Raw genomic sequence first — 11,322 nt, forward strand, 5'->3', positions numbered from 1 at the left:
TTGGCCCCGAGATTTGCGTCCGTCGATGACTACATCGCCTCCTACCCCGAGGAGACGCGAACTCAGCTTGCGGGGGTCCGCCGCACGATCCGCGAGGTAGCCCCTCACGCGGGCGAGAAGATCAGCTACGGCATGGCGACGTTCACCGTCGACGGCAAGCCGCTCATCTACTACGCCGGCTGGAAGAACCACGTCGGCCTCTACCCCGTCCCGACGGGCGACGAGCAGTTCGAGGAGGCGATCGGCCCCTACCGTCGCGCCAAGGACACCGTGCGCTTCCCGATCAGCCGGCCGGTCCCGCTCGAGCTCGTCTCCGAGATCACCGAGCTGTGCCTCAAGCGCCGCTCGGCCGTCTCTGAGGGCCACGACGTCTGACGCGTCGCTCGCCGCGCTTGCGCCCGAGCTGGCCGGTGCTGGCGTACGGTGACGAGATCGAGTTCGACGGACAGGGGTTCTGCGATGGCGCGGCGACATGAACGGGTCACGATGCGGCGTGTACTGGCGACGCTGCTCCCGGTCCTCGCCCTGACGCTGGCGGGCCAGACGCCCTCCGGCGCGGCCGTTCCCGAGGCGACGACGACCGCGCCGCCGCCGGTGTCGAGCATCGCGGTGACGGCCCGCTACGACCACACGCTGACGATCGGGTGGGCCGTCCCGGCCGCCGTCTACACGCCCGGTGCCTCCGTCGTCGTGCGGCTGACTCGCGGTGCCACACCAGCGGCCTCCCCCACGACGGGGTATGCCGTCCCGGTCACCTTCCCGAGGTCGGCGACCGCGCGTCCCCTGACGAGCAGCGCGGCCTACACCTTCGCCGTCTGGGTGCGTGACGGTGCGGGCCACTACTCCGCGCGACGGACCATCACGACCTCGACCCTCGAGGACGTCACGGCGCCGCGGCTGACCTCGTTCGGCGGCTCCGGCCACCTCAGTGCCGACACCAGCCGCATCACCGTGGCGGCGAGCTGGACGACGAACGACGTCGAGGCCGTCCGGGCCCGGATCATCCGCAGCACGACCCCGAGCCTGACCGGCGGCGTGCTCGTCGCCTCAGCGGCCCCGCCCGGCGGGTTCACCGACACGGTGCCCCACGAGGGGACCTGGTACTACTTCCTTCGGCTCACCGACGCCTCGGGCGTCAGCTCGCCGTGGCTCTACCGGCCCCTCGAGACGCTGGGCCATCGCATCCGCGGCTCCCTCGGGACGTCGTCGTACGTCGACGGCTTCCTCAGCGTCTACGACTCGTCCGGCAACCAGGCCGGCACCGAGTCATCCTTGGCCGACGATGGGCCCGACTCCTACTCCATGGACGTCCCCGCAGGGCGATTCACCGTCTGCGCGACCTACACACCGCTGCCCGACAGCCACTTCCCGGAGGAGGTCCACCACTTCTGCTGGACTCCCGCCGGACGGGTCGAGTACGACGGCACGGTCGCGAACATCCCGCCGGCGGCGAGGGGAGCCGTCGACCTCCGGGTCGCGAAAGAGGTCACCGGCATCAACCCCTGAACCTCAGACGCTCAGCGCTCGATGACGGCCAGGACGTTGCGGGCCGGGTCGGTGAACCACGCGATGAGCGGTCCACCCTTGCGGAAGACCCCCTTGGCGTCGGTCTCCATCGGCGTGCCCGCATACGTCTCGAAGACGACGCCCTTGGCCGTGAGCTCGTCGACCGCGGCCTCGACGTCGTCGACCGGGAAGTTGAGGATGGTGAACGACGCCGGCTCGTGGTTCGGCTTCGGGTAGACGAGCGTCGGGCGGTCGCCCCCGTCGCCTGCGAGGTGGAGCGTCAGCATGCCGTTCTCCTCGGTGACGCGCAGGCCGAGGGTGTCGCCGTAGAAGGCCTTGGCTGCGGCGATGTCGTCGACGGCGAAGCCGCTGAAGGCGTGGGAGTCCTGGAGCACGGTGTGTCCTTCCGTGAAAGGGGGCCAGTGGCCGGTCGCGGCGCACTCGGTCCCTCCAGTGAAGACCCGTGGGGCCCGCCACGGCGCGCCTCCGTCGAAGAAATTTCGGTTGAACCCCAATCCAGTTGTCCTGGCCGCGGCGAACCCCCACCCGGAGACGGTCGACGACGGCCCCCCGTCCGAAGCAGAGCAGGATGGACGGTTTGTCTCCTCGTCAAGGAGGAACACAGATGCGCACCACCACCACTCGGATCGCCGGCGCCAGCCTCGCGGCCGCCGCGGCCATGGCCCTCAGCATCGGACCGGCCTTCGCCGCCGACACCTGGGTCAGCGCCAACCTCAAGCCCGTCGCCGGCAACGGTGTCGACGGCAGCGGCACCGCGATGGTCGAGGTGACGGGCACCACCATCACCGTGACGATGGCCGCCAACGGCCTGCTCCCCGACAACCCGCACGCCGCACACATCCACTTCGGCGCCGAGGCCCGCCACGAGTGCCCGATCCTGTCCGACGACAAGAACGGCGACGGGCACCTCAACACGACCGAGGGTGGCCCGGCCTACGGCGACATCGTCGTGTCGCTGACGACGACGGGTGACACGAGCCCGAAGTCGGGCCTCGCGATCGACCGCTTCAGCACGGCGCCCGGAGGCAAGATCGCCTACCAGCGCGGCAGCATCACGGTCTCGAGCGACGTCGCGAAGGCGATCTCGGCCGGCCAGTCCGTCGTCGTCATCCACGGCGTCGACTACAACAAGGACGGCAAGTACTCCGGCGCCACGAAGAGCGACCTCATGCCGTCGCTCCCGACCGAGGCCACCGACCCGGCCCTCTGTGGCGCGCTGCGCGTGGCCCCCGCCGGCGGCATGCACACCGGTGGCGGCCAGGCGGCCGACGGCCTCAAGAGCGGTGGCCAGAACGAGGCCCTCATGCTCGTCGGTGCTGGCGCCCTGCTCGCTGCAGCGGGGTCCGGTGCCTTCGCCGCTCGTCGCGCCCGCTCCCGCGCCTGAGCGCCGGAGCGCCTGAGCGCCTGACGGCTGAGGCCTGAGGCCTGACACGAGCTCGAGCGATCGACACCGAGCTCGAGCGACCGACACCACCGACCGGGAGTGACCGACCATGAGCGAACCGACCGGCTCCGCGCCCAGGGCCACGCCGCCCACCGGCGGCCGCAGCCCCCGCCGCCTCAGCGCGACGGTGGCCGCGGCCCTGGCGGTCACGGCCGTGCTCGTCGTCGTCGGGATCGTCGCACTCGTGGTCGGTCTCAGGGGGAGCTCGAGCAGCCCCGGGAACCCCGGCCCGCCGCAACCGGCGGCGGCCGGGGCCCCGTCAGCCAGCGCCCCCGCGACCGCGGGCACGTCCCTGTCGAGCACGTCGCGTCCGTCGAGTCCGTCGGTGTCCCCCGGTCAGGGTGGGACATCGGCGGCCGGCGGCACGACCGGTGCGACGGCCGATGCCGCCGGCATCGGTGACTTCCTCGAGGCGTCCGAGCCGACGTCGATCGAGATCCCGGCGATCGGGGTGCGCTCGTCGCACTTCGTCCGTCTCGGCATCCAGCCCGATGGCACGATCTCCGTGCCGGGTACGGCCCAGGAGGTCGGGATCTACGACGCCGGCCCCACACCGGGCCAGCTCGGCCCGTCCGTCCTCGCCGCGCACGTCGACACCCCGTCGGGCGTGCCGGGCATCTTCTTCGAGCTCGGCAAGGTCAGGGCCGGTGACGTCGTCAAGGTGTCCCGTCGGGACGGCTCACACCTGACCTTCACCGTCGACAAGGTCGCGGCCTACAAGAAGACGCAGTTCCCGACCGAGCTCGTCTACAAGGGTGACGTCAGCAAGGCCGAGATCCGCCTCGTGACATGTGGTGGGCCGACGGACAGCCGCAACGAGTACCGCGACAACGTCGTGGTGTTCGGCCACCTCTCGAGCGCTGCCTGACCGGCGGCCCGGGCCGACGGTCACACCCACACCCACACCCACACCCACACGTGTCCGCGAGGTCCCCACCCAGGGACCTGGCGGCATACCCAGTGGGGCGTGCCGAGCATCCCGTCCGGATGTGATCCACGTCTCACCCAACGGCAGGTAAAGCGTTGGCATAGACGGGCACATCGGACATTCAGGGGCGATCCCCACGCGCCACCGTTACCGTGGCGTGACATTTGCCAGTTGCCTCGTCTAGTCTTCCGGGAGTCCGGCCACCTGGTCGGGCTCTCGTGAGGTGGACCGCCTAGTCCTGTCACCGCCTGACGAGAGAGATCAAACCTTGTGACAGGAGCGGAGGAACCACACGTTTCTCCGGACGTCCGGCGCAACGACATCGGACGTCCTTGGGGTGAAGACCCACCCGCCACGCGAGCTTCGCGGGGCGGGGGTGGCCCGGGCACCTTTCCGCCCGAACCCGACAGCTAACTTCGTAGGCGCGGAGAGGCAAGACGCGTGAACACTGAGAACATCCGCGGTCGCCATCGTGCGCCAGGCCGCCACAACCCCCTCAACGAGCTCAAGCTCCTCGCCCGCGAGTCGGCCCAGCCGGCCATGAAGGCGGGCGCTGTCGTCGCCGCCACCGGTGGCCTGGTCGCCACCTTCGCCAACCCGGCGAGCGCCGACACCCTGTCGCCCAGCTCGGGTGACGTCGCGGCTGCCGCGGGCGTCGACGCTGCGGCTCCGGCCGCTGTCGGTCCGGCCACCGCTGCCGCCCCGGCCACGTCGACCGCGTTGTCGAAGATCGGCTTCGCCCCTGCCGTGCAGCAGGCCGTCGCCCAGCGCGTCGCGCCTGCCAAGCCGCAGGTCATCGAGGACGTCCAGGTCAAGACCGAGCGCGCTGCCGCCAAGGCGGCCTCCGAGCGCAAGGCCGCCACCCAGCGCGCCTCCCGCGACCTGACCCGCGCCACCCTGACGACGAGCACGTCGTCGGCCAAGGCGAGCGTCAACGTCTCCGTGCCGAGCGCCTCCTCCGGCGTGCGGGGCTCGTCCAACTGGGCCACCCCGGGCCAGTGCACGTGGGGCGCCCTCAACCAGTGGTACCAGTCCGAGGGTTACTACCCCGGCGGCTGGACGGGCAACGCCCGGACGTGGGCCTCGGGCGCAGCGGCCTCCGGTTACACCGTGTCGGGCACGCCGCGGACGCGGTCGATCCTCGTCATGCAGCCCGGTGTCCACGGCTCCTCGAGTGCCGGACACGTCGCCTGGGTGACCGCGGTCAACGGCAACGAGGTGACGATCATCGAGATGAACGCCCTCGCCGGTGCGTACAACTACAACACCCGCACGCTGACCGACGGTCCCGGCATGAGGTACATCTACGCGCCGTGACCCACCGGGTCGTCGTCGCAACGACCACCGCGGAGCTCTCCGCGAGCTGAGCGCGCACGAAGGGGAGGATGCCTGCGCATCCTCCCCTTCGGCATACCCCCAAAACACTCCGGCCGGGTGGGATCGCCCACACCTGCAACCCTGGACAAACGGGAATGATCGACCGCCCGCCCTCCTTGTCGCCTAGGTAGTTGAAGGCTCCACCGATCGCCGGTGGGGGCCGCCAACCGCCACCGACATCCCCTAGACGTGAGGAGCAGGCCTGTGTCCACGGCCTTCGAGAGCATCCGCATCGGCCGCTGGGACCTTCCCCAGCGCTTCGTCATGGCGCCGCTGACCCGCAACCGCGCGGGCGAGGGCCAGGCGCCGACCGAGCTCAACGCCGAGTACTACGGCCAGCGCGCGAGCGCCGGTCTCATCATCACCGAGGGCACGCAGCCGAGCGCCATCGGTCAGGGCTACCTCGACACCCCCGGCATGCACTCCGACGAGCAGGTCGCCGGCTGGCGCCTCGTCGCTGATGCCGTCCACCAGGGCAACGGCCACGTCGTCGTCCAGCTCATGCACGCCGGCCGCGTCGCCCACCCCGACAACAAGGGCGGCCTCGAGAGCGTGGCGCCGAGCGCCATCGCCGCGCCCGGTGAGATCGTGACCCCGACGGGCCAGCAGGCGTATGCCGTCCCGCGGGCCCTCGAGACCGACGAGATCCCCGCGCTCGTCGCGGAGTTCGTCCACGCTGCGCGCCAGGCCGTCGCGGCCGGGCTCGACGGCGTCGAGGTGCACGCCGCGAACGGCTACCTTCCGCACCAGTTCCTCGCCCCGTCGAGCAACGAGCGCACCGACTCCTACGGCGGCTCCCCCGAGAACCGGGCCCGCCTCACCGTGGAGATCACGACGGCCGTGGCCCAGGCGATCGGCGCCGACCGCGTCGGCATCCGCATCTCCCCCGCCCACAACATCCAGGGCGTCCTCGAGGAGGACGAGGTCGAGACGGCCGCCACCTACGAGTCGCTCGTCGAGGGCATCGCCCCGCTCGGGCTCGCCTACCTCAGCATCCTCGGCGACCCGGAGTCCGACCTCGTCCGCGACCTGCGCAAGCGCTTCGACGGCCCGGTCATCCTCAACACCGGCTTCGGCAAGCTGACCGAGCTGGCCGATGTCGAGGACATCCTCGAGCGCGACCTCGGCGACCTCGTCGCCGTCGGACGCGAGTTCCTCGCCAACCCGGACCTCGTCCGTCGCTGGCGCGAGGGCGCCCCGCTCAACGAGCCGAACCCCGCCACCTTCTACGGCGGCGGCGCCGAGGGATACACCGACTACCCCGCTCTCCCCTGACGCCCCGTCGAGTGAGCGCCCGGTAGCAGGCGAGTGAGCGCCCCGTCACAGACCACCTGTGGCGGGGCGCTCACTCGACGGGGGACGGAGCGCTCAATCGACCGGATCACGTCGGGTGGGCAGGGGCGTACGCCCGTCAGGTCGGCTCGGGCGGGTTCTCGCCGGCCCCTCCTGGGGGGAGCGGCTCGCCGAGGCGGCGCTGGACCCAGGTGACGTCGTGCGAGGCGCCGAACTTCCAGCCGATGTCCCGGTAGGTGCCGACCGGCGCGAAACCCATCGCCGCGTGCAGCCGGCCGCTCGCCTCGTTGGGCTGGGTCATCCCGGCCGCGGCCATCCGGTAGCCGCGGGCCGTGAGCCGCTCGAGCAGAGCCTCGTACAGTCGGCGCCCACCGCCACGACCGCGGCGATCGCCGGCGAGGTAGACCGACACCTCGCACGACCACCGGTAGGCGGCGCGCTCCTTGAACGGGCCGGCATACGCGTACCCCACGACGGCGCCGGTGGCGTCCTCGAGCACGAGCCACGCGTGCGCGCGCTGCGCCGTCTCGATGCGCGCGGCCATCGCGGCGACGTCAGGCACCTCGGTCTCGAACGTGATCGCCGTGTCGGTCACGTAGGGGGCGTAGATCGCGGCGCACGCGGTCGCGTCGCCCGGCGTGGCGTCGCGCACCGTGGCGAGCTCGAGGGGTCCGGATGTTTCGGGCGGTTCGATCGCTTCGCGCGCGTCAGGCATGCGGCGATGCTAGGGCGTGCGGCTTCGGCCGACCTCGTCGCCGTCGTCCTCGCCGTTGCCCTCCAGATCGCCCTCCCGATCGTCCTCCCGATCGTCCTCCCGATCGTCCTCCCAGAGATCGTCGTCGTCCTCGTCGTCCGCCAGCTCCCCAGGCAAGGGCTGGAGGGTCCGGGACGAGTCGAGCGCCTCGAAGAGGGTCCCTGGCGGCTCGGCCGCGCCCGGATCGCCGCCGGCGCCGGCGGCAGCCGAGGCACGCGGCATACCCGCCGCGAAGCGCGCGACGATGAGCGCCACGAAGGTGACGAGGTAGACCTGTCCGACGACAGCCTCGCTGGAGGCGATCAGACGGCCGAGGTCGGTCTTCGCCGTGAAGTCGCCGAAGCCGACCGTCGAGATGGTGACGAGGCTGAAGTACATGTAGGTCGTCGTCGACACGTCCTCGCCGAAGAAGCGTGCCGTGCTGAAGGCGTCGACGGTCTGGAAGAGGTAGGCGTAGGCCACCGCGATCTGCAGGTATGCCGCGACCGAACCCATGATGGTCTGGACCGTGACGACGGTGTGCTGCAGCACCCGTCGGGCGATGAGCACCGGCGTCAGCGAGGCGGCGAGCAGCCACGTCATCTCGGGCGGCACGGCGAGATTGCCGTCCGTGCGGCGGTACGACAGGGTCGCGAGACTGAGGATCAGGACGCCTCCGACGAGGATGTCGATGACGCGGCGGAAGCGGCGACGCGCGCCGGAGGCACGTGCGGCCGCGACGAGCGCGAGCCCGCTGATGGCGTGCGTGAAGACCTGGGCCGGGAGCGAGCCGCGGACGTCGACGAGGGCCTGGACGGCGATCGTGGCGAGCACGAGGACGAGGACGAGCCCGAAACGGTCGAGCATCGGCCCACGCACCAGTCGTTCCCGACGGCTCCGTCGCGCGGCTCGTCCGGCTCGTCCGGCTCGACGGGCACGAACGCGTCGATCGTCGGGTCGCGTCGGAGTGGTCGGCGCGGGCGCGTCGTGATCGGGCCCGGTGCTGGCCTCGGTCATGCCGCCCTCCTCGAGCGTCGCCGCGAAAGTGCTACCGCGTCCGAGGATAGGGCGGCGCCCCCGCCCGCGCCCGCAGGTCGTCAGAGACCACGCCGACCGAGGGCGTACGCGTGGGCGAGCACCTGCTCGGCGGTCTCCTCCGGTGTCAGCGCAGACGTGTCGAACCACCAGCCGATCCCGCCGAAGTCGCGTCGCATCCCGGCCACGAGCGCCTCCTGCCCGTCGAAGTCGAACTGCTCCTCGGGGTCGCGCAGCTCGTTGCGGTCGCGGCACACGTCGCCGCCCGGGTCGAGGACGACGAGCACCAGCCCGCGGTCACGGAGGCCCTCGACGTAGCGGTCGAGCTGTGGGCGGTCCGGCACGACCCAGTCGATGACGGGCGTGAAGCCCGCGTCGGCGAAGCGTGCCGCGAGCGTGACGATGTTGTCGTTGGTGAGGCGGGTCTGGCGGTCGGCCTCGTCAGCGGGCTCGCCCAGCGCCCAGACGCGCCCGCTGACGACGAGCCGACTGATGACGTCGCCCTCGAGGAGCGCCGCTCGCGACAGTCGGGCCGTGACGAGCCGGGTGACCGTGGTTTTCCCCGCACCCGGGGCTCCGACGACGAAGACGCACGCGGCGCCGTCGTCGAGCGGGGAGCGACCCGGCGCTCGAGCCGTCACGACTCGCGCTCCCCGTCCGCCCCTCGGGAACGGGTGCGCCAGACCCAGCGCAGCGCGTCGGGCAGCACGACGCCCCCGTGGTTGGCACTGTGGCCGCCGTCGCCGAGGACGAGCCGCACGTCGTAGCCGGCCTCGACGAGCGCGGCCGTCGTGCGGAGGTTCTCGGCGAGCCAGTTCATCTCGGGCTCGTCCCAGCCGAGGTCGCGGTGCCCCGCTTGGAGGAAGACCGTCAACGGCTTGCGCGGGACGTCGGGGACGAGGTCGGGATACGGGTTGCCGCCCGGCATCTGCGCGAAGCTCGACACGAAGGCGACGACCCGGCGGAAGCGGTCGGGCCGCAGCCACGCTGCGGTGAAGGCGCCGTCGCCGCCGCTGCTGCCGCCGCAGATCCCCCACCGTTCGGGGTCGTCACTGACCGCCCAGCGCGCGGTGACGAGCGGCAGCACCTCGTCGAGGAGGAAGGTCACGTAGCGGTCGTCGAAGGCGTCGTACTCCGTGTTGCGGTTCTTCCGTTCGTCGGGCTCGTCGCGGTCCTCGAAGACGCCGGGATCGACGAAGACACCGATGGTCACGGGGATCTCGTCGGCGTGGACGAGGTTGTCGAGCACGACGCCGGCGCGGACGTCACCGTCGGGGTCGAGATACCACCAGCCGTCGTTGAAGACCATGAGGTTCGCCGGCTCGCCCAGGTGGTGGGAGGCCGGCACGTGCACCCACACCCGGCGCGACGTTCCGGGGTAGATGACGCTGTCGTCGATCCGCAGCTCCACGGTCTCGCCGGCCGGCACTAAGTCGCGCACCTGCGAGTCCGGGCCGTAGTCATACACGACGTCCGTCTGGTCGATCGGCAGACGTCGGTACGGCACGCGGGTAGCCATGCGTGGCAACGTACGGACACCCCGGGCAGGCGGCAACGGGATAACCCGCCATCCGGCCCACGCAGGCACGGGTCGTGTGTGGCCGCGAGCGTGGTCGGGCAGACACGGTGACGTACGCTCGAGGTGGGTCGACGAACCGGGCTGCCGAGCGGCCGGACCACGAGAGGAGACGGGCATGAGCGTCCTGCGCCACCGCGCGTCCGCCGACGTGGCCGCGCTTTCCGCACGCTCCGCGCTTCCCGCCGTCGCCGCGAGCCTCGTCGCGATGGTCGTCGTCCTCCTCGGCACCGTGACGGGTGCGGGCGCCGGTCAGCTGCTCCTCACGGCAGCGACCGTCGGCGTCCTCACCGTCGTGCTCGCCACGACCGCCGTGCGCACGGTCCGGCCGGTACCGGTGCCCGTCCTCCCGTCCGGGGTGTCGGGCGCGGTGCCCGCGTCGACGGCGTACTGGTGCGCCCTCGACGCACCGCGCTGTCCCCAGCGCCCTCGGGCTCCGGGTCGGCACTGACCCGCTCGTCGCACCTGCGGCGTCCGGGCCACTGCCCACCCATCCCCGGCCCCTCGCGGGCCCGAGCCGAGGAGCTCACCCGTGCCTGACCTGCTGTCCCCCTTCACCCATGCCGTCGCCGCGGTGCTCGCGGCCACCCACGACGTCGCCGGCGCCGTCGGCCTGAGCTCCGGCTCCGCGGGCGCCTGGCTGCTCGCCGTCGCGCTGCTCGTCGTCGCCGTCCGCTCGGTGCTGCTGCCCGTGACGATCCACGGCGTGCGCTCGTCGCACGCCCGCGCCCATGCCGCGCCCCAGCTGCGCGAGCTCCGCCAGAGGTATGCCGGCACCCGCGACCTCGAGGAGCTGACGGCGATGCGCGCCGAGCAGAAGGCGATCCACGTCGAGCACGGCGTCTCGGGATGGAGCCTCGCGCCGGCGCTGCTGCAGCTGCCGCTCTTCTACGCGCTCTACCGCGTCGTCTCCGACCTCACGGCCGGGCACTCGGTCGGCGCGCTCGACGCCGGCCTCGTCGCGTCGGCGTCGGCCGCGTCCCTCGCCGGCCTGCACCTGACGAGCCACCTCGGCACGACGTTGGGGTCCGACCCCGTGGCCGGGCTCGTCCTCGTCGCGGTCGCGCTCGGGGCAGCCGCGCTCAGCCTGCTCGCGCAGCGCTGGTTCGTGCTGCCGATGACCGACGTCACCGACCTGCCCGAGGGGATGGCGACGGTCCAGCGGCTCATGCCGTGGCTCGGCGCGGTCGGCGTCCTCGCGGCGGCGCTCGTCGTGCCGGCGGGCATCATCGCCTACTGGTTCGTCAACAACGCCTGGACGTTCGCGCAGCAGGGCGTCATCTGGCGCTTCGCCCCGACGCCGGGCTCACCGGCCGCGCGGCGGCGTGACGCCAGGGCGCTGGAAGGCGCCCCCTCCTGACGACCCGGCGACCCGGCGACCCGGCGACCCGGCGACCCGGCTACCCGGC

13 protein-coding genes and 1 riboswitch are annotated in these 11,322 nt (G+C 72.0%); of the genes, 8 read left to right on the top strand and 5 right to left on the bottom strand.

The window, feature by feature from the left end:
* A complete protein-coding gene (locus tag NR112_RS05590; protein ID WP_256793002.1) occupies nucleotides 1–375 on the top strand; it encodes an iron chaperone in 375 nt (124 codons plus the stop codon).
* A 111-nt stretch (nucleotides 376–486) separates the two neighbouring features.
* Nucleotides 487–1,506 (top strand): hypothetical protein, encoded by a 1,020-nt coding sequence (locus NR112_RS05595; protein WP_256793003.1) that lies wholly within the window; start codon nucleotides 487–489, stop codon nucleotides 1,504–1,506.
* 11 nt (nucleotides 1,507–1,517) lie between these two features.
* Here the strand turns inward: NR112_RS05595 and NR112_RS05600 are convergent, their stop codons facing one another.
* Complete coding sequence (locus NR112_RS05600) at nucleotides 1,518–1,901, bottom strand: VOC family protein (protein WP_256793004.1); 384 nt, start codon at nucleotides 1,899–1,901, stop codon at nucleotides 1,518–1,520.
* 230 nt (nucleotides 1,902–2,131) lie between these two features.
* Here NR112_RS05600 and NR112_RS05605 point away from each other — a divergent pair, with 230 nt between their 5' ends.
* From NR112_RS05605 to NR112_RS05620, 4 genes are all read left to right on the top strand, one after another.
* Nucleotides 2,132–2,911 carry a CHRD domain-containing protein gene (locus tag NR112_RS05605; protein ID WP_256793005.1) on the top strand — a complete coding sequence of 260 codons (780 nt, stop codon included), beginning with the start codon at nucleotides 2,132–2,134 and terminating at the stop codon, nucleotides 2,909–2,911.
* A gap of 109 nt (nucleotides 2,912–3,020) precedes the next feature.
* The gene (locus NR112_RS05610; protein WP_256793006.1) at nucleotides 3,021–3,839 is read left to right on the top strand and encodes a class F sortase; all 819 of its coding nucleotides are present in this window, start codon (nucleotides 3,021–3,023) and stop codon (nucleotides 3,837–3,839) included.
* A 309-nt stretch (nucleotides 3,840–4,148) separates the two neighbouring features.
* A riboswitch (cyclic di-AMP (ydaO/yuaA leader) is annotated at nucleotides 4,149–4,336 on the top strand.
* A 4-nt stretch (nucleotides 4,337–4,340) separates the two neighbouring features.
* Nucleotides 4,341–5,216, top strand: coding sequence for a CHAP domain-containing protein (locus NR112_RS05615; RefSeq protein ID WP_256793007.1), 876 nt, complete (start codon nucleotides 4,341–4,343; stop codon nucleotides 5,214–5,216).
* 264 nt (nucleotides 5,217–5,480) lie between these two features.
* Nucleotides 5,481–6,551, top strand: a complete 1,071-nt coding sequence (locus tag NR112_RS05620; protein WP_256793008.1) for an alkene reductase — start codon at nucleotides 5,481–5,483, stop codon at nucleotides 6,549–6,551.
* Nucleotides 6,552–6,687: 136 nt separating this feature from the next.
* Here NR112_RS05620 and NR112_RS05625 read toward each other — a convergent pair whose 3' ends face one another.
* The 4 genes from NR112_RS05625 to NR112_RS05640 all read right to left on the bottom strand — a co-directional run bounded on the left by NR112_RS05625 (nucleotide 6,688) and on the right by NR112_RS05640 (nucleotide 9,856).
* On the bottom strand, nucleotides 6,688–7,284 hold the full coding sequence (locus NR112_RS05625; RefSeq protein WP_256793009.1) for a GNAT family N-acetyltransferase: 597 nt from the start codon (nucleotides 7,282–7,284) through the stop codon (nucleotides 6,688–6,690).
* A gap of 9 nt (nucleotides 7,285–7,293) precedes the next feature.
* The gene (locus NR112_RS05630) at nucleotides 7,294–8,169 is read right to left on the bottom strand and encodes a potassium channel family protein (RefSeq protein WP_256793010.1); all 876 of its coding nucleotides are present in this window, start codon (nucleotides 8,167–8,169) and stop codon (nucleotides 7,294–7,296) included.
* Between the two features lie 230 nt (nucleotides 8,170–8,399).
* Entirely contained in the window at nucleotides 8,400–8,978 is a 579-nt protein-coding gene (locus NR112_RS05635; RefSeq protein WP_256793011.1) for an AAA family ATPase, read from the bottom strand.
* On the bottom strand, nucleotides 8,975–9,856 hold the full coding sequence (locus NR112_RS05640; RefSeq protein WP_256793012.1) for an esterase family protein: 882 nt from the start codon (nucleotides 9,854–9,856) through the stop codon (nucleotides 8,975–8,977). The genes NR112_RS05635 and NR112_RS05640 overlap by 4 nt, the downstream gene beginning before the upstream one ends.
* 175 nt (nucleotides 9,857–10,031) lie before the next feature.
* On the opposite strand from NR112_RS05640, the gene NR112_RS05645 reads away from it, so the two are divergent.
* Nucleotides 10,032–10,364, top strand: a complete 333-nt coding sequence (locus NR112_RS05645) for a hypothetical protein (RefSeq protein WP_256793013.1) — start codon at nucleotides 10,032–10,034, stop codon at nucleotides 10,362–10,364.
* Nucleotides 10,365–10,445: 81 nt separating this feature from the next.
* Nucleotides 10,446–11,273 carry a membrane protein insertase YidC gene (yidC, locus tag NR112_RS05650; RefSeq protein ID WP_256793014.1) on the top strand — a complete coding sequence of 276 codons (828 nt, stop codon included), beginning with the start codon at nucleotides 10,446–10,448 and terminating at the stop codon, nucleotides 11,271–11,273.
* Nucleotides 11,274–11,322 lie beyond the last annotated feature (49 nt).

The organism is Terrabacter sp. Ter38, assembly GCF_024519435.1.
Taxonomy (GTDB): domain Bacteria; phylum Actinomycetota; class Actinomycetes; order Actinomycetales; family Dermatophilaceae; genus Terrabacter.